Origin of the sequence: Bacillus sp. FSL K6-2869, assembly GCF_040869405.1 — a bacterium.
Classification (GTDB): domain Bacteria; phylum Bacillota; class Bacilli; order Bacillales; family Bacillaceae; genus Bacillus; species Bacillus altitudinis.
Map to the genome: position 1 here is coordinate 441,145 of NZ_CP152035.1, position 17,412 is coordinate 458,556.

The following is a 17,412-nucleotide window of genomic DNA, read 5'->3' on the forward strand; positions in this document are numbered from 1 at the left end:
GTTGGGATATACGTTTCGTCTGGCAACTGAGGATGATATAGAAGCGCTGCTTGAACTGACAACAAGAGCCTATGAGCCGATTCGTGAGCTCGGCATCCAGTTCCAAGCAGCACATGCAGATGTCGCCCTCGTTCAGAAAAATGTACAAAAGAACCTTTGCTATGTAATGGAAGAAAACGGAGAGCTTCTCTCCACCTTATCACTCCGTATGCCGTGGGGAGAACAGCCAGGACCATTCGGCGTTCCGCATATATGGTGGTTTGCTTCAGAACCAGCGGCAAAAAAAGGCACAGGCTCAGCCTTGCTTGAGTGGGTTGAAACGGAAGTGCTAAGGGACACACTAAAGGTACCGTATGTCTCTCTTGGGACAGCTGATAAGCATCCGTGGCTCATGGACATGTATGAGCGTAAAGGCTATGTCAGAGCAGGTGAAAAGGATCTAGGCAAAGGCCATATCACCATTTATTTTAAAAAACAATTACGATCAGATATTACACAACCATAAGAGGAAAGAAGGGTGTACGAACATGAAAAACAAAAAGTGGCTAGTTGTTTTATTTGCGGCAATGCTTGCGGTGTTAGCGGCATGCGGCGGGGGTAATCAGAGTGAAGGCAAAGATGAGAAAGTGCTTAAAGTGGGTGCTACAGGCCAAAGCTATCCATTTGCTTATAAAGAAAACGGCAAACTAGTAGGATTTGATGTCGAAGTCACAGAAGCCATTGCGAAAAAGCTAGGCTACAAACTAGACTGGCAGCTGAGTGAATTCAGCGGACTGATGGGCCAGCTGACATCTGGTAAGCTGGATACCGTATCAAACCAAGTTGCGATTACAGATGAGCGTAAACAAACGTTCAACTTTACAGATACGTATGCATACGCAGGAACACAAATCATTGTCAAGAAGGACAACAAGGACATTAAAGGGCTTGACGATTTAAAAGGAAAAACGGTGGCGGCTGTTCTTGGCTCAAACCATGCCAAAAACCTAGAGAGCAAAGACCCAGACAAGAAAATCAACATCAAAACATATGAAACACAAGACGGTGTCTTAAATGAAGTCGCAAATGGCCGTGTAGATGCTTACGTCAACGGACGCAGTGTCTTGTTAGCTCAAATTGAAAAAACAGGACTTCCACTCAAAATCGTCGGCAACCCAATCGTATATGAAGAAGTCGGCTACCCATTTGCCAAAGATGAAAAGCACGACAAGCTAAGAGAAGAATTCAATCAAGCGATCAAAGAATTAAGAGAAGACGGAACACTGAAGAAATTGTCTGAGAAATATTTCAAAGACGATGTCACAGTTCCAATTAAAAAATAACAACAGCGGCGGTGAAAAGCAGACATGAATCACATTGATTGGCAGTATATGGTGACGGTTTTTCCAACCTTGATTCAATACTTGCCGATAACGATCTTCATGGCGATTGTCTCCATGGTATTTGCCATTATCATTGGTGTGGTATTCGCGCTTATAACGAAAAACCGGATACCTGTCTTATACCAATTTGCCAAGCTGTATATTTCTTTTTTCAGAGCGGTTCCAACTTTGGTTCAGCTCTTTCTCATTTATTTTGGTCTTCCGCAGCTATTCCCTGCGATGACCTCAATGGATGCCTTAACAGCGGTCATTATCGGTTTAAGTATTAAAAACTCAGCGTACTTAGCAGAAATTTTTAGAGCGGCTCTTAATTCAGTGGATGAAGGGCAGCTTGAGGCCTGTTTATCTGTCGGCATGACAAGATGGCAGTCTTACGTCAGAATTATTTTCCCGCAGGCTGTCAGAAATGCCATTCCAGCGACGGGGAATACCTTTATTGGACTTTTAAAAGAAACATCGCTTGCCTTTACCATTGGGGTGGCAGAAATGTTTGCGCAAGGGAAAATGATTGCATCGGCCAACTATAAGTACTTTGAAACGTATTTAGCGGTTGGCATTGTGTATTGGGTGCTCACCATCATTTATAGTTTCCTACAAGACCTATTTGAACGAAAAATCAGCAAACCTTACCGGAATTAAGGAGGTGTGGACATGATCAAGCTCACCAATTTGAAAAAATCATTCGGCGACCTTGTCGTCTTAGACGGAATTAATCTTGACGTGCAAAAAGGGCAGGTTGTGGCCATTATCGGACCTTCTGGCTCCGGTAAATCAACATTGCTGCGCTGTCTAAATCTATTAGAAACGCCAGATGAAGGTACGATTGAAATTGGCGATGCGAAGCTGAATGCGTCTAAATATACACGTAAAGAAGCCCATCACCTGCGTCAGCAAACGGCCATGGTGTTTCAAAACTATAATTTATTCAAAAACAAAACAGCCCTGCAAAACATTACAGAGTCACTGCTTGTGACGAAAAAAATGACAAAACAGCAGGCAAATGAGATCGGTATGAAGCTATTGAAACAAGTAGGGCTAGAACAAAAAGCTGACAGCTACCCGGTCACACTATCCGGCGGTCAGCAGCAGCGAATCGGGATTGCCCGTGCGTTAGCGGTCGATCCACATGCGATTCTGCTGGATGAACCAACATCAGCACTCGACCCAGAACTTGTCTCAGGTGTGCTTCAAGTCATTAAATCCATTGCCATTCAAGAAACAACGATGATCATCGTGACACATGAAATGGCGTTTGCAAGAGAAGTAGCAGATCATGTCATTTTTATGGCAGATGGTCATATCATTGAGCAGGGAACGCCAACCGAACTATTTGACGAAACGAAGAATGAACGAACAAAACGATTTATCCAAAAAGAAGCAGCGGCTGAAGAAGCATAAGCTGCTTTTTACTCTTTAGAGGGGTGAGTATCAGTGAAATCATTAAGAAATGAAGCTTTAAACAAACGTTTAATTAACATACGCCGAGCGCTTCATGAGCATCCAGAGCTAGCATTTGAAGAGTATGAAACGACAAAAAAACTACGAGGCTGGTTAGAAGAGGAAGGGATCACAGTGCTCGATTTCCCAGATCTTCAAACAGGAGTCGTTTGTGAAATCAAAGGAGAACAAGAGGGACCAACGATTGCTCTGAGAGCCGATATTGACGCACTTCCAATTGAAGAAGCATCTGGTGAACCATTTTCTTCAAAGATACAAGGAAAAATGCATGCATGCGGCCATGATTTCCATACCGCTTCGATTTTTGGTGCGGCCGTCCTATTAAACGAACGGAAACATGAGCTCAAGGGAACAGTGCGCATTTTGTTCCAGCCGGCTGAGGAAGTGGCGCAAGGAGCGAAACACGTCATAGAGGCAGGCGTCTTAAATGGAGTGGATGCGATATTTGGTATGCACAATAAACCTAACCTGCCAGTTGGCACCATTGGGATAAGAGAAAAAGCATTAATGGCGAGTGTCGATCGCTTTGAAATTGACATTAAAGGAACGGGAGGTCATGCTGGAATTCCAAATCACACAATTGATCCGATTGCCATCAGCGGTCAGATCACAAGCGCCCTACAGCAAATTGTCAGCCGCCGCATTAGTTCTTTGCATCATGCGGTTGTCAGCATCACACGTATTCAAGGCGGCACATCATGGAATGTGATACCTGATCGCGTCGAGATGGAAGGGACCGTTCGGACGTTTGAACCTGAAGTGAGAGCGATGGTTCCAGATCTCATGAAACAAATCGTGAGCGGTATCGCAGAAGGATTTGGCGCAAAGGCAAAAGTGAAATGGCATCCGTATTTGCCTTCTGTGATGAATGACGAGCGTTTGACAAAGGTTGTGGAAGAAACGGCAGGAGCACTTGATCTCGCAGTATTAGAGGCAGAACAGTCACCAGGCGGAGAAGACTTTGCCCTTTACCAAGAACGCATTCCAGGCTTTTTCATATGGATGGGGACGAGCGGTACCGAGGAATGGCATCACCCTGCCTTTACGTTAAATGAAGACGCACTCCCTGTTGCCGCTGCTTTCTTCTCCGAGCTTGCGGTTCGGGCGTTGGAGTCAAGATCATGGAACTAACGAAACAGCTCGCAGAGGCAGTGCTCTCTGCTGATCCGCTGCAAGATCAACAGGCCGTTCAAATGGCTCGAAACGGTCTGTTAGACGCTGCGGCAGCAGCGCTTGCTGCAAAAGAGGATGAAGGGATTCAGAAGCTCATGGCGTTGGTGGAACAAGAAGGCGGTGCTGCTCAAATTCCCGTCATTGGACAAGGGAAGAAGGTCAGCCGTCAATCCGCAGCCATGCTAAATGGCTACCTGATTCACGCCCTTGATTATGATGATGTGCATTCTGATGTGAGAGGACACCCAAGTGCGGTCATCATCCCGGCCTTGCTTTCCCAGCTGACCAACGGGGAGGCGTACGGTGATCGATTTCTAGCAGCCTACATTACTGGCGTGGAAGTAATGGCAAGGCTAGGTGAATCCATCGGCAAGTCGCACTATGAGCGGGGCTGGCATAATACCGGAACTCTCGGAGCCATTGCAGCAGTCTGTGCGATTGGTTATTTGAAACAAGTTTCACAGAAAGAGCTGGCGAAAGCGATCGGCTTTGCAGGTGCGCAATCAGCTGGAATGCGAAAGCAGTTTGGGGCTGATATGAAACCATTACAAGCTGGCCTCGCCGCTAAAACAGCCGTATGGTCCATGGATTTAGCTTGCTCAGGTTTTGGCGGGAGTGAATCGCTTCTGGATGGAAAGCTTGGCTTCTTTTCTCTCTATGGGGATCAGAAACTAGCGGAAAGACGTCTGCTAGACGACTATGGCACTGCGTGGCGTATCGTGTCGCCAGGTCTATGGTTTAAAGTGTATCCGTTCTGTTCAGCGGCGCATCATGCAGCTGATGCGATCGAGTCATTAGTACAAGAACACTCTTCCTTACAGGGGAAGATCGAACAGGTCGACGTCATGTTTCCGCCTGGCGGAGATGCCGCACTCACGGAGCGGACACCTTTGACGGGAGAAGAGGGACGATTTAGTGTCGAGTATGTCATCGCACTAGCGGTGTTTGGACAACCTTTATCACTGGATGCTTTTACGAAAAAAGCCATTTCACCAGAGCTGCGGACATGGATGAAGCGGGTGAATAGAGTATATGATCAAACGACAGAACCCCATCCAGACGCAGTGCCAAAAGGACGATTTACGATTGTAAAGCTCACCTTATCTGACGGAACCACCATCAGCAAACGAGTCGATATCCCTCGGGGAGCACCAGGCTGTGCGTTATCGACAGAAGACATCATACAAAAGTTAAGCAGCGTCACCAGCACATCACAGGCAAAGCAGCTTTTACAGGCGGTTGAAGAGGGAAATGACGCTGCCTATCTGAAGTTGCTCGTGTGATATGAAAAAAGCTCATCTTTGGAGATGAGCTTTTTTAAATGTCTTTATTCTTCATATGAGTGAATACACTCTATGACGTCAAAGAAGATATTCTCTTCGTCAGGTAACAATTGATCTTGATCTACAACAATCACATTTAAAAACGACCCTATTCTATGACAGAGGCAAAACGAGTTTTATCTTTTAGGTGTATTTTTAAAGGTATCAAATCGCAAATCGACGAATTTAGTAGTACGTTTAAAGATTTAAATCATTGAAATGAAGGGAGTATGAAATGTTAACGATTCGTCGTATCTATCAAAAAAATTATCCTAAAGGAAAACAAGTATATTATCAATATACATCTGAAAAATACTATGATATTCATATGGAAACCAGTCACAATGGTTGGAACATCTCCCTTACAGAAGAAGAATTTGAAGCGCCAGTTAAAAAAAATCTAAAAGAGGAGATTTTCGATCCATATAAAGAGGGTTCAGAGGTTTACGTGTCAGAGATGAATGGTGAAGAAACTGGAATTATAGTCATTCAACACATGAAATGGAATAATACATTACTCATTCATGATTTATATGTGGATAAACAATTTAAAAGAAAAGGTATTGGCAGCACTTTCATTAAAATGGCAAAAAAACGCGCTCGTGAATTGGGAGTTAGAATGATTGTATTAGAAACCCAATCATCCAATTTTCCAGCTATCCAGTTTTATTTGAAAAATGGCTTTCAACTGATTGGATTAAATGTCAACTCTTATTCAAATGAAGATATGAAGAAAAAGGAAATTCGCATCGAAATGGGGTGCCTTATAGAAAAACACAATTAGCTTCGTTAGGGCACACCCGCCCTCGATATGCATGTCCAGTTCCAAACTGTTTTATATAGACCATTTATAACGATCAGGAAGCGTGTCATTTCATTCTTTTACTTCATGGGAGACTTCTTCTTCTCAAAGAACGTAAATGACACTGTCCTCATCTTAGACTATCCTCTACAATTCCTTCATTTTTCCATTCTACTATATTAAAAAAGAACAATGTGATTCCCCAAAATGTCAGCTCCATCAAAAAGTATGAATAAAAGATGACCAAAGCATGATAAGTTCATGAAATCGTATCAATCCAATTGAGATTTGAGAAGGAACATGTAAAATAAAGCTACATAAAGAAAAACAAAGGCAACAGCGGAGGCTGATGATGAAAATATTAATGATTGAAGATAACCAGAGTGTTTGTACAATGACGGATATGTTTTTTCAACGAGAAGGATTTCAAGCGGAATTCGTCCATGATGGATTAGAAGGATTGAATCGATTTAAGCAAGAGGAGGATTGGGATCTGCTCATCTTAGATGTCATGCTTCCTTCAATGGATGGTCTGACCATTTGTCAAAAAGTACGCCAGATTAGTGATGTTCCGATTATTATGCTGACAGCAAAGGAAACGGAATCTGATCAGGTGCTGGGCTTCGATCTTGGGGCAGATGATTATGTGACAAAACCCTTTAGTCCGCTCACCTTAATGGCAAGAATCAAAGCAGTGAAACGACGTTTTGCTCAAACAACATCTACTCAAGAAGGAGCGAAAGAGGGTGAACGGCTAGAGACCGAACATTTTCAGTTAGATAAAAAAACGAGAGAAGTGTTTCTAGAGGGGAAACGGATCGAAAATTTAACGCCAAAGGAATACGATCTGCTGTGCTTTTTTATACAGCATCCTCGGCAAGTATTTTCACGAGAACAATTGCTTGAGCAAATTTGGGGATACCAATTTTATGGTGATGAACGAACAGTTGATGTTCATATTAAACGGTTGCGCCAAAAAATCGGAGACGGACCTAAGCCCTTTCTGTATACGGTATGGGGCGTAGGGTATAAGTTCGATGAAGATTAAATATTTTTACCAGTTGCTGATTAGTCACCTTGGGTTATTGCTCATTGCTATCATTATTATCAGCACCCTCATGTCTCATTTTGTAAAAGATATCGCCTATCAGAACAGAGTGGATGAAATGAAATCTTATGGGAATGAAATTTTGCAGAATTTTCAACAGTTGCCGAAAGCCGAGATGAACTTCCGCCTTCGTCCATTTGAAGACATTCTCTCGACAAGACAAATTCGCTTTTTCGTCTTTGATGAAAAAGGGACTGTGCTGTCTCAGCAGCAAGAGATGCCGCCGCATGAAGCTTTACTCACAAAGGATTTGTGGGCAAAGCTCTCAAAAGGAGAAGAAATCATAGTCAAGCGGAGTGATTCACGCCGGCTTGATCAAGAAGCATCCTTAGTGGCACTTCCTGTCATGGAAGACGGAAAGCTGAAGGGCGGGGTGGTGCTCATAGCTCCTATTCAAGGAGCAGAAGAGCTGATTGCTCAAATGAACCGGTATTTATATATCATCGTGTTTGTGGCATTGACGATTACCTTTATTCTCAGTCTGTTTCTGTCGAAGTTCCATGTGAATCGTATCAAAAAACTGAGAGAGGCAACTGAGAAAATTGCACATGGTGACTACAACATTCATCTTGAAAACAAACACCTTGATGAAATTGGCACACTAGGTGAGGATTTTAATATGATGGCCAATCGTCTTCAACGGTCAAGAGAGGAAATTGACCGGCTTGAAAAACGGAGACGCCAATTCATTGCGGATGTGTCTCACGAATTGAAAACACCGCTGACGACCATTCGAGGATTGGTCGAATGGCTGAATACTGCGGATGTGCCGGCAGAAGAGAAAGAGAAATGCTATGCGCTCATCACTGATGAAACAAAACGAATGCTGCGTCTCGTCAATGAAAATATGGATTATGAGAAAATCAGGTCGAATCAAATCACCCTTCAAAAATTTCACTATCCACTCATTGATACGTTTGAAGTGATTAAAGAGCAGCTGAGCCGAATGGCTGAAGAGAAAAACAATCAGCTCATGGTAGAGGTTCACCCTGAACAAAAGGTATACGCAGATTATGACCGGCTCATTCAAATCCTCGTCAACATCACAAAGAACGCCATCCAATTTACAGAAGGCGGCCGTATTTCTTTGAGAGGGAAAGAAGAGAATGGAGAAACGATCATTGAAGTAGAAGACACGGGAATCGGTATTGCACCTGAAGAAGTCAAACACATTTGGGAACGTTTTTATAAAGCGGATATTTCGAGAACGAATACACCATATGGAGAATACGGACTTGGCCTGTCGATTGTCAAGCAGCTTGTGGACTTGCATGACGGACAGATTGATTTAAAAAGTGAAAAACATAAGGGAACAACATTTATCATTCGATTGCCGCTACCACAGGAAAAGGGCTAAACTCCGTTTAGCCCTTTTTGGTGTATCATCACTTATTCTGTTTTTGAGAACGTTAGGCCGATATGGGCAAGTGCCTGCGGTAAATCCTTACGAATGGTGATGTCTTTAAATGAAATATTCGATTGAATCGCACTCAGCGCAAGGTCTTGCTTTATTCCTGTTAAAACAGCTGAAATGCCTAAAAGTCTTAACGTTTGCGCATAGCTGACCAAGTATTGAATGCTTTGTTCATTGAGTCTTTTTGTCCCTGAAACATCAATGACCAAATGAGAGAGCGACAGCCTGTAGCTTTCCTGTAAAATGGTTTCTAAAATATGCTGCGCACGTGTCTCTTCGATATCACCAAGAAGAGGGAGCACGGCGACACCGTCAACAACAGGTACGATCGGTACAGATAATTGCTGAATCTGCCGATTGGCCTGGTCGAGTTCTAAGACGTAACTCAACAAAGATGCCATCGTTTCAAACATATGAACATGCTCTTCTGTAAATTGCTGCGGCCTTAGATCAAGTCCACAAATGGTTCCATAGTTCGTACCATCAGTAAAATCGATGGGAACCCCAATAAATGAGCCGCCTTGCAGCTGTTTCGTGACGTCTAAGTTTTTTGAACGCTCGTCCAAGCGGATATCAGGGATCAACAGCGTATCGCGATGATCGACCGCCAGCTTGCAAAATGTCTTCTCGTAAGGATTTTCTTCCCCTTCTTCAAGAAGCTGCTCGTCATGATTTAGCACCTTCACAATCTGATTGGTGTTTTGATCATTTTTAGCAATAAACAGTGTATTCATATGAATGAATTGACTCATCATGTTTAAAATACTTGTAGAAGCATCATGAAAATTGCGAAACTGTTTTAATAGTTGTTGACGAGGCATGGATTAGGACTCCTTGTAGCTCCGATCAATGGCCGGAACAATAGTTGATTTGTCTCTATCATACAAAATCAAACGAGAAATAGATATACTTTAATGCGCAAATCGTGTGAGATCAAAAAGACTGCCGATCCGGAGATCTGACAGTCTGCTGATTAAATGGAGACAGGCACCGTGGACATAGAGAAAAATTCCTCATATAAGGCTTGAACGGCTTCTTTTTCTTGAGCCGCTTTGACGCCAAACATCATGCTCACCTCTGAAGAGCCTTGGTTGATCATTTCAATATTCACTTTGGCTTTTGACAGCGCTTTTGCCGCTCTTGCTGTTGTACCAACATTATGACGCATCGCTTCTCCTACGACCATAATAAGCGAGAGGTTCCGTTCTAGAACCACTTCATCTGCATCAAGCACAAGCTTTAATCGGTCTAAAAGCTCTTGTTCAATCTGCTGCTCCTCCAGCTGATCCTGCCTTAAAATAATGGTCATATCATCAATGCCAGAAGGCACGTGTTCATACGTAAGTCCATATTCCTCTAACGTTTGCAACACCTTACGTCCAAAGCCCACTTCTCGGTTCATCAAATACTTACTGATATAAATACTGCAAAATCCATTGTCTGATGCGATTCCCACAACAGGGCCATTCGTATGATCCCGTTGATTTACAATTTTCGTGCCTTTGGCCGCTGGATTATTGGTGTTCTTAATCTGAACAGGAATGCCTGCCCGAAAGGCTGGAATAAGTGCCTCATCATGAAATACAGAAAAACCCGCATAGGACAATTCACGCATTTCACGATATGTCAGCTCTGTGATTTCCTTTGGTTCATGAACGATCGTTGGATTGACGGCGTAGACTGCATCCACATCCGTAAAGTTTTCATACACATCTGCCTTCAGTCCATTTGCCAAAATGGAACCGGTAATGTCTGATCCACTGCGGGAAAAAGTGACGATATCACCCGCTAGACTAAAACCGAAAAAGCCAGGGAACACAATAATGCCAGAGCGTTCTCTTAATTTGTACAAATGATCATACGATTCTGGAAGGACTTGCGCTTGACCAGGCTCGTCGCTGACAAATAGACCGGCTTCTTTTGGATTCACATAGTGCGCTTCGACGCCTTGATGCTGAAAGTAGGCTGCAATCAGCTTTGCGTTATTATCTTCACCGCTTGCTTTAATCGCATCAAGATACCGCTCAGGATGAGAAGAATCAGCCTGTAATAACGTGTTTACATCTTGCCGGATGGTGTCAATAATGTCTTGACCTAATCCCAGCTCATCCGCAATCGAGGCATATCGCTCGATGACAGCTTCTTGTAAATCGTGTGCTTCACCTAAACGTAAATATTGTTCACCGCAGCTAATTAATAGATCGGTGACCTTCGTATCCGTTGAATGCCGTTTTCCTGGTGCGGAAACAACGACTGCTTTTCGAGCTGGATCTGCTGTGACAATGTCAAATACCTTTTGCAGCTGCTTGCCAGAAGCAAGAGAACTGCCACCAAATTTAACGACCTTCAATGCATACATCTCCTATAGTAAAAATTTTCTCACAAATTGAATAGTTTCTATTATCAACTCTTTTCTTCAAATTATCAAGGTTTTTCTTCTCTGAATGAACAAATGTATTTTTGGAGAGGACGTTATGTATGAATATATGAAAAAAGAGCCGGCGATATGCCGAGCTCTTTGTCTTTATGAAGAAGAGGACGAAGAAGATAGCTCCTGCTTCATCACTTTGTTTTCACGTTTTTCTTTTAAGAAGAATGAAAGGACGAGTCCAATGACCGCAATAGCACCAGACACGATAAATGACGTATTCATGCCATGAACGGCTGACTTCATTGGATCGGATAATGCTGCATTGGCAGCAGAGCTGCTCATAATGGAGACAAGCACAGCCGTCCCGATAGAGCCGCCCATTTGTCTCATCGTATTATTCATTGCTGTCCCGTGCGGAATCAAATGCGGTGGTAACGAGTTAATACCTGCTGTTGTCAGCGGCATCATGATCATCCCAACCCCAATTAAGCGAAGCGTGTAGGCCACTGTAATGAGGGCAATCGATGAATCAAGGCTCAGCATCATAAATGGCAGGGAAGTGACAGCTAATATCGTAAACCCGCCTAGAGCCAGCCCTTTACCGCCTACTTTGTCAAAAATTCGTCCGATAATCGGTGATAGGAATCCCATAAAGAGAGCCCCTGGCAATAAGATCAGCCCTGTATCAAGGGCAGATAACCCTCTGACATTCTGCGTATAGAGCGGCAGAATCGTCTCTGTTCCAATCAGTAAGGCAAAGACGAGCATACCGAGGAAGGTCGTTAAGCTAAAGATCGCAAACTTAAAGACGCCAAACTCAAGCATCGGTCTTTTCAAATTCGACTGACGCAGGATAAAGAAGAACAAGCTCACAGCGCCGACAATGAGTGAAATCAGAACGGTCGCACTCGTCCAACCATACGTTCCGACACTTGAAAATCCGTACAGCAGTCCACCAAATCCGAAGGAAGACAGGATCACCGATAAGACATCGATACGAGTGTCTCTTTGCTGTGTGACATTTTTCATTAAGAAGAAAGCAAGAATGAGATCAATAATACCGATTGGAAGAACAATATAGAATAAGAACTTCCAGCTAAAGGAATCGACAATCCAGCCGCCAAGTGTTGGTCCAAGCGCCGGTGCGAATGAAATCACTAGTCCGACCATACCCATGGCTTGCCCGCGTTTTTCTTTTGGGAAAATGGTTAAAAAGATCGTTTGCATGAGCGGCATCAAAATTCCTGCGCCGGCTGCCTGCACGATACGTGCTGCAAGAAGCACCGGGAAATTCGTGGCGAACGAAGCAAGAATGGTACCTGCTGTAAAAATGCTAAGAGCCGTTAAGACTAAGGAACGGCTTGAAAATTTCTCAATTAAAAAGGCCGTAATTGGGATGAGAATCCCGTTTGTCAGCATAAAGGCTGTGGTCAGCCATTGGCCTTTACTGACATCAATATTGAACTCTTCCATGATATGCGGGATCGCTGGAATGAGAAGCGTTTGGTTTAAGATCGCAACGAACGCCCCAACGAGGAAAATCCCAACAATCACAGACCGGTTATACGATGTTGTTGATTGGTTCATATTATCCCTTCTTTATCTATAAAATAATGCTTTTCAGCTGTGACACGTTTTGAGATAAAACGCTGTGTTTGCCTAAATAATCAAGCAATGAGCTGATTAAAAAGGTTCTCGGTTGGTCCTTTGACAGTTCTTGACTCAGCAGTTCAAACGCAGAGAGGAGATCGTCCTTTTCTTCTCCGTTTGATAGTGTGTGAAGCTCTTGTTTTATTTTTGTTAAGTACGAGATGACAAGCTTTTCTTCATCATATTCTTCCTGTGTGGAAAGCAAATAAGAGTCCATCAGCTGATCTGTTAGCACAGGCTCAATGGAGCAAGGCTTTATTGATACACGATCCATCACACCGATGATCATTTCGGCGGCATTTTCTAATTGGATGTTCTTGTGCTCGATCGCCAACATCAAGATGAATTCTCGCATTAATCCGTTGAGGACAATCACAAGATCCCACACATAAGGCGCAACAGATTCACCATATGTGCTTAAAATGATGTCTCTGTGCCGCTGCATGATAATGGAGCGTGTCTCACGTAAATGCTTAATGACGATGGGCGAATGCTGTGAAAAAGCTTCAAAGGACAGCATATTCAAAAATTTATGATTCTCTTTAAACTCTTCAAGCTCAAGCTTAATCTTTTTTGTGAATTTTTCCTTTTTGGACAGCGTCGTTTCGGAATGAATGATCTGAGAAATCTCTCTCATTTTGCGCTGATTGTATTTAATCAGTTCCAATAGAAGAGCTTCCTTTGAATCAAACAGTTTATAAATAGACGCTTTTGATATTTTACAGGCATCAGCAATTGACTGCATGGAGACACTCATATAGCCTTTTTGAGAAAATAATTTCTTCGATACCCGCAAAATCTCTTCTTGCTTTTCGTTCATCTTCATAAGTCCTTTCCGAATCGGCAAAACCATATGGTCACAATGGAAACCGAGTGGTCACTTTTGCTATGATAACAAAACCAATGGCACATGACAAGAAAATGAACTTAAAAAAATACCTATCTGATGACAGGTATTTTATCCTTCCGCATGTGCGGCATATATGTGGATCTGTCCGTTACGTTCGATGATCAAAAGGTCTTCTCGCTCCTCGACAGAGTAAATAGGTGTTCCTTTTTTCAACCGAGAAGCTGTTCCATGTTCAAAATGTGTGGTAGCTGTTTTCTGAATGACACCTACTTGCTGATTTTTTGTTACATTTAATGATTTTGTCCAATCTATGTTTGTTTCATAGATCGTTTCTTCCCATTGAAATAAATCTGCCTGTGGATCGAGAGCTAATAACTCTTCTGCACTAGGTGGTTTTGACTCAAATTGCTGAACAGATTGGCAGGCGCATAAGCTCGTTGCCAATAAGAGCATGAATAAGCAAGTCCATATTGTACGTGTCAAATAAGGTTCTTCCCTTCAAAATAGTGTCTATGAGTCATAGTCGTTTCCAAAGGTTGTCGCGTTACAATGTCATAGGCGAGTAACGAGATTGTATGTTAGAACAAAATACGATACATTTATCGTATGAATAATCCAAATCATCCAACCCAAGAAAACATGAGACTCATTTCTGTGCTGCAAGCATTGGCTGACCCTGTTCGGCTGGAAATTGTCCGCTGCTTAGCAGAAGCGGGTGAGAGGACATGTGGTACGTATCATATGAACATTGCCAAATCCACGCTGTCGCATCACTTTAAAGTACTAAGAGAAGCAGGCATCGTGAAAGTGAGAATTGACGGGAAGCACCGTTACTACTCTCTCAGAAAGGACGACATTGATACCGCTTTTCCAGGCCTCTTGTCATCCGTATTAGCTGTTGACAAGGATCGGTGGTAAGAGAGTCTTGCATCAACAAATGACAAATCCCCAAGGCATTGTAACCTTGGGGATTTGTGATGCGTCTCGTGTAAAACGGAATTAGGCCATTGAATGATCCATAGACAGATGGATAATCTCATAAGTGTGAATTTGCTTCTCTATATTCACTGGCAATGAGTCTAGAAAAGAATATTTGACGCATTTCCATTTATCGGGGTTATATACGATGACTTCACCCTTATTGTCGTTAAAATGGGAAAAGAGATGGGCGATATCTAGGTTTTCCAGGCAATCAGTAGGATGAATCGTCACATACTCTTCAAGAACGAATGTGCTACGATGAAAATCATCTGTTAAATGAACGGAATACGTGATGCCAATATTGATTTGTTTCCAGCCAAAAGAACGTAAAATATGATCAAATGATCCCTTAAACACAAAATCCGTCATGCCCTCAGATTGTTTCCAAATATACAATGGGCAATAGCCATTGTGTAAACTCCTATGTTTGTCTTTTTCAGTGATCAAATAAGCTTTAAATAATAAATCCTGATATCCATCTGTTTTCCATCCATTGTTTCGTACTCTTTTTCTAATGATATTCATATCATAATCCGCAGGCAGATCCACATGATATTGCATGGCATGCATAGAAACACTCCCTTTCAATAGCCATCATAATCGACTTCAAACCAGTTGAATAATACATATTTGTGTTATTGTTATCACAAAAAGTGATAGGTGATCATGTTGAATTTAAATGATTTGATTATTTTTATAGAGGTGTATCAAAAAGAATCGATTAATCAAGCGGCTAAAGCTTTAGGGTATGCGCAATCCAATATTTCTCAAAGAATCAAAGCGCTTGAAACTTTATATGATGCAACATTTTTTATCCGGCATCATCATGGAATCAGTTCAACAGGACAGGGGGATTTATTTTATCAATACGCTCAAAAAATCGTAAAAGAAACGAAGGCCATTCAGCAAAAATTGACTTCAAAGAAAAAGACCGTTTTATGTTCTGAGCTTCTATTTAACGTTTTATACGAGCAGCATGTTTTAGAGGATATTCAAGCCACTGATTTTATCATTGCTTCATCAAGTACGATCAACAAAAAGTTAACAGAGGATGTGTATGATCAAATTATTTCTTTTAATCAAATGGAAAAACCGGAATATCAATTAAAAGAGGTAAAGAGCTTGGCATTGAACGTATATGGAAAATCCAAAGAGATATACGATGATGATATTTCATTAGTCGTGAATCGTGATCAGCTTTGCCCATTAAGACATGAGGCCATGCGTATGCTGGGTGATCGAACCTTATTTGAGTTAGATTCGTTTGAAGGAATGATCAAAATCGTTGAACAGGGAGATGGTATTGCGTTACTGCCAACCAACTTAAAAAGCCTTCAAACACTCGTGAAATTGCTAGAAAAAAATATTCACATCAACTATTACGTTTATGAAAGAATGTGATCGTAACACTCCTCTGTGGGTTTAGTCCCGTCAAAGGAGCGCCACGATTCATCTACATGAGCTGTTTCATTTCCCATAAATCGAGTCATACAGGCGTTTCACCGCTGGCTTAATATCTTCTGGCCGCATGTGCGAAAAGCCGAGGACGAGCGGGACAAAGCCTTCTTTGTGACCAGGCACATGCTCATCAAGGGTAAAACGGTCCATTCCGTACATTTTTAGCTTTCTTTCTTTCGCTCGCTGTAAAATCTCATGCTGAGACCGATTTGAGCGGAACTCTGCGATAAAATGAAGCCCAGCATTTTCACCAATAATCCGCACATTGTCAGCAAAAACCGTATCGAGCTCTCCAATGAGTTGTTTTCGTTTTTCCTCATATAGCCCATTCATTCTTTTAATATGCCGCTGATAGGCGCCATCTTTTATAAAATAAAGCAGGGTGTATTGTGTAAAAAGGTTAGCCGTTTGAATAAAAAAGTGCTGTTCTTCCTTATAGCGTCTTAATAAATGCTGTGGCAGCACCATGTAGCTGATCCTCAAGCCGGGCAGCAATGATTTCGAAAAGGTCCCCATATAAATGACTTTGTCATAGCGGTCAAGGCTCTGCAGCGCCGGTATGCTGTCTGTGCCATACTTAAATTCACTGTCATAATCGTCCTCAATGATATAGCGGTCTGGCTGATCAGCCGCCCAGTTTAACAGCTGTATCCGCCGGGAAATCGGCATGATTACCCCTGTTGGGAACTGATGAGAAGGCGTAATGATCAACACATTTGGCTCTTTCTTCTGAATATCGCTCATCCGCACCCCTTTTCGATCAATGCCAATCGTTTCAATCCGGTGATGATTGTTTTTCAGCATTTGATACAGTCTGCGATAGCCGGGGTTTTCTAATCCATATATTTGATCAGCTGGAAGGATGCTAGATAACGAATGAATGAGTGACTGTGTACCCGCACTTAAAATGAGCTGTTCAGGGTAGCATTTGACCCCTCGTGCAAGTCCAATCAGCCGGGCAATCGTTTCCCGCAGCTCATAGACGCCTTGTGGGTGCGGCAGCTCACCAAAGGCTTCTTGGTGGAGATGAATCGCTTTTTGCTCACTTTTCAGCCAGCTTTTAAAAGGAAAATTGGCTGTATCAACAGAAATATGAGAAAAGGAATACCAGTCATCTCGCTCAATCGGATTCTCTTTTAAATCCGCTGGAAGGGAAGAGGGTTTCAGTTGACCTGATTCATGAAATGTTTCCAGTGATTCCACAAAAAAGCCTTTCCGTTCAACTGAATATAAATATCCCTCGGCAAGCAGCTGCTGATAGGCGCCATTCACTGAATTGACGCTGACGTTTAAAGTATCTGCTAACTCTCGTTTAGATGGTAATTGATCGTGTGGTTGCAGGTTGCGGTTTAAAATTTCCTCTTTAATTTTCGTGTAAATTTGATGATAAATAAACCCGTTTTCCCCTGTTTGATCTAGTTGAATTGTCAGCATCTCGTCATT

Annotated in this window: 18 protein-coding genes; 11 read left to right on the forward strand and 7 right to left on the reverse strand. The window is 42.5% G+C overall.

Annotation, left to right across the window (positions count from 1 at the left end):
- Position 1: 1 nt before the first annotated feature.
- From MHI58_RS02090 to MHI58_RS02130, 9 genes are all read left to right on the forward strand, one after another.
- A complete protein-coding gene (locus MHI58_RS02090) occupies positions 2 to 505 on the forward strand; it encodes a GNAT family N-acetyltransferase (protein WP_045035007.1) in 504 nt (167 codons plus the stop codon).
- 22 nt (positions 506 to 527) lie between these two features.
- Positions 528 to 1,322, forward strand: coding sequence for an amino acid ABC transporter substrate-binding protein (locus MHI58_RS02095; RefSeq protein WP_007498164.1), 795 nt, complete (start codon positions 528 to 530; stop codon positions 1,320 to 1,322).
- A 24-nt stretch (positions 1,323 to 1,346) separates the two neighbouring features.
- Positions 1,347 to 2,021 carry an amino acid ABC transporter permease gene (locus MHI58_RS02100; protein ID WP_007498163.1) on the forward strand — a complete coding sequence of 225 codons (675 nt, stop codon included), beginning with the start codon at positions 1,347 to 1,349 and terminating at the stop codon, positions 2,019 to 2,021.
- Positions 2,022 to 2,033: 12 nt separating this feature from the next.
- Positions 2,034 to 2,780 carry an amino acid ABC transporter ATP-binding protein gene (locus tag MHI58_RS02105; protein WP_007498162.1) on the forward strand — a complete coding sequence of 249 codons (747 nt, stop codon included), beginning with the start codon at positions 2,034 to 2,036 and terminating at the stop codon, positions 2,778 to 2,780.
- A gap of 33 nt (positions 2,781 to 2,813) precedes the next feature.
- Positions 2,814 to 3,971: an amidohydrolase gene (locus tag MHI58_RS02110; RefSeq protein ID WP_045035008.1), complete on the forward strand. Its 1,158-nt coding sequence runs from the start codon at positions 2,814 to 2,816 to the stop codon at positions 3,969 to 3,971.
- Positions 3,962 to 5,296, forward strand: coding sequence for an MmgE/PrpD family protein (locus MHI58_RS02115; protein WP_045035009.1), 1,335 nt, complete (start codon positions 3,962 to 3,964; stop codon positions 5,294 to 5,296). The genes MHI58_RS02110 and MHI58_RS02115 overlap by 10 nt, the downstream gene beginning before the upstream one ends.
- 274 nt (positions 5,297 to 5,570) lie before the next feature.
- On the forward strand, positions 5,571 to 6,119 hold the full coding sequence (locus tag MHI58_RS02120) for an N-acetyltransferase (protein ID WP_041508253.1): 549 nt from the start codon (positions 5,571 to 5,573) through the stop codon (positions 6,117 to 6,119).
- 370 nt (positions 6,120 to 6,489) lie between these two features.
- Positions 6,490 to 7,185, forward strand: coding sequence for a response regulator transcription factor (locus tag MHI58_RS02125; protein WP_017358523.1), 696 nt, complete (start codon positions 6,490 to 6,492; stop codon positions 7,183 to 7,185).
- Positions 7,175 to 8,602, forward strand: a complete 1,428-nt coding sequence (locus MHI58_RS02130) for a HAMP domain-containing sensor histidine kinase (RefSeq protein WP_045035010.1) — start codon at positions 7,175 to 7,177, stop codon at positions 8,600 to 8,602. The genes MHI58_RS02125 and MHI58_RS02130 overlap by 11 nt, the downstream gene beginning before the upstream one ends.
- A gap of 32 nt (positions 8,603 to 8,634) precedes the next feature.
- Here the strand turns inward: MHI58_RS02130 and MHI58_RS02135 are convergent, their stop codons facing one another.
- The 5 genes from MHI58_RS02135 to MHI58_RS02155 form a co-directional block, all read right to left on the reverse strand.
- Positions 8,635 to 9,480 carry a GAF domain-containing protein gene (locus tag MHI58_RS02135; RefSeq protein WP_024720194.1) on the reverse strand — a complete coding sequence of 282 codons (846 nt, stop codon included), beginning with the start codon at positions 9,478 to 9,480 and terminating at the stop codon, positions 8,635 to 8,637.
- A 152-nt stretch (positions 9,481 to 9,632) separates the two neighbouring features.
- A complete protein-coding gene (locus MHI58_RS02140) occupies positions 9,633 to 11,009 on the reverse strand; it encodes an aspartate kinase (RefSeq protein WP_045035011.1) in 1,377 nt (458 codons plus the stop codon).
- Between the two features lie 174 nt (positions 11,010 to 11,183).
- On the reverse strand, positions 11,184 to 12,617 hold the full coding sequence (locus MHI58_RS02145) for an MDR family MFS transporter (RefSeq protein ID WP_045035012.1): 1,434 nt from the start codon (positions 12,615 to 12,617) through the stop codon (positions 11,184 to 11,186).
- Positions 12,618 to 12,633: 16 nt separating this feature from the next.
- Positions 12,634 to 13,500 carry a TetR/AcrR family transcriptional regulator gene (locus MHI58_RS02150; RefSeq protein WP_008347242.1) on the reverse strand — a complete coding sequence of 289 codons (867 nt, stop codon included), beginning with the start codon at positions 13,498 to 13,500 and terminating at the stop codon, positions 12,634 to 12,636.
- Between the two features lie 138 nt (positions 13,501 to 13,638).
- A complete protein-coding gene (locus MHI58_RS02155) occupies positions 13,639 to 14,013 on the reverse strand; it encodes a hypothetical protein (RefSeq protein ID WP_045035013.1) in 375 nt (124 codons plus the stop codon).
- A 123-nt stretch (positions 14,014 to 14,136) separates the two neighbouring features.
- Here MHI58_RS02155 and MHI58_RS02160 point away from each other — a divergent pair, with 123 nt between their 5' ends.
- Complete coding sequence (locus MHI58_RS02160; RefSeq protein ID WP_045035014.1) at positions 14,137 to 14,448, forward strand: helix-turn-helix transcriptional regulator; 312 nt, start codon at positions 14,137 to 14,139, stop codon at positions 14,446 to 14,448.
- An 81-nt stretch (positions 14,449 to 14,529) separates the two neighbouring features.
- On the opposite strand, the gene MHI58_RS02165 is transcribed toward MHI58_RS02160, so the two are convergent.
- Positions 14,530 to 15,081, reverse strand: coding sequence for a DUF4865 family protein (locus tag MHI58_RS02165; RefSeq protein ID WP_024720198.1), 552 nt, complete (start codon positions 15,079 to 15,081; stop codon positions 14,530 to 14,532).
- A 96-nt stretch (positions 15,082 to 15,177) separates the two neighbouring features.
- On the opposite strand from MHI58_RS02165, the gene MHI58_RS02170 reads away from it, so the two are divergent.
- Complete coding sequence (locus tag MHI58_RS02170) at positions 15,178 to 15,912, forward strand: LysR family transcriptional regulator (protein ID WP_232723587.1); 735 nt, start codon at positions 15,178 to 15,180, stop codon at positions 15,910 to 15,912.
- A gap of 66 nt (positions 15,913 to 15,978) precedes the next feature.
- Here MHI58_RS02170 and MHI58_RS02175 read toward each other — a convergent pair whose 3' ends face one another.
- Positions 15,979 to 17,403: a PLP-dependent aminotransferase family protein gene (locus tag MHI58_RS02175; RefSeq protein ID WP_045035015.1), complete on the reverse strand. Its 1,425-nt coding sequence runs from the start codon at positions 17,401 to 17,403 to the stop codon at positions 15,979 to 15,981.
- Positions 17,404 to 17,412 lie beyond the last annotated feature (9 nt).

Coding starts and splice junctions, on each gene's coding strand:
- MHI58_RS02130 (WP_045035010.1), top strand. CDS start 7,175: ATGAAGATTAAATATTTTTACCAGTTGCTGATTAGTCACCTTGGGTTA.
- MHI58_RS02170 (WP_232723587.1), top strand. CDS start 15,178: ATGTTGAATTTAAATGATTTGATTATTTTTATAGAGGTGTATCAAAAA.
- MHI58_RS02095 (WP_007498164.1), top strand. CDS start 528: ATGAAAAACAAAAAGTGGCTAGTTGTTTTATTTGCGGCAATGCTTGCG.
- MHI58_RS02115 (WP_045035009.1), top strand. CDS start 3,962: ATGGAACTAACGAAACAGCTCGCAGAGGCAGTGCTCTCTGCTGATCCG.
- MHI58_RS02160 (WP_045035014.1), top strand. CDS start 14,137: ATGAATAATCCAAATCATCCAACCCAAGAAAACATGAGACTCATTTCT.
- MHI58_RS02175 (WP_045035015.1), bottom strand. CDS start 17,403: ATGCTGACAATTCAACTAGATCAAACAGGGGAAAACGGGTTTATTTAT.
- MHI58_RS02105 (WP_007498162.1), top strand. CDS start 2,034: ATGATCAAGCTCACCAATTTGAAAAAATCATTCGGCGACCTTGTCGTC.
- MHI58_RS02120 (WP_041508253.1), top strand. CDS start 5,571: ATGTTAACGATTCGTCGTATCTATCAAAAAAATTATCCTAAAGGAAAA.
- MHI58_RS02150 (WP_008347242.1), bottom strand. CDS start 13,500: ATGAACGAAAAGCAAGAAGAGATTTTGCGGGTATCGAAGAAATTATTT.
- MHI58_RS02165 (WP_024720198.1), bottom strand. CDS start 15,081: ATGCATGCCATGCAATATCATGTGGATCTGCCTGCGGATTATGATATG.
- MHI58_RS02135 (WP_024720194.1), bottom strand. CDS start 9,480: ATGCCTCGTCAACAACTATTAAAACAGTTTCGCAATTTTCATGATGCT.
- MHI58_RS02145 (WP_045035012.1), bottom strand. CDS start 12,617: ATGAACCAATCAACAACATCGTATAACCGGTCTGTGATTGTTGGGATT.
- MHI58_RS02125 (WP_017358523.1), top strand. CDS start 6,490: ATGAAAATATTAATGATTGAAGATAACCAGAGTGTTTGTACAATGACG.
- MHI58_RS02100 (WP_007498163.1), top strand. CDS start 1,347: ATGAATCACATTGATTGGCAGTATATGGTGACGGTTTTTCCAACCTTG.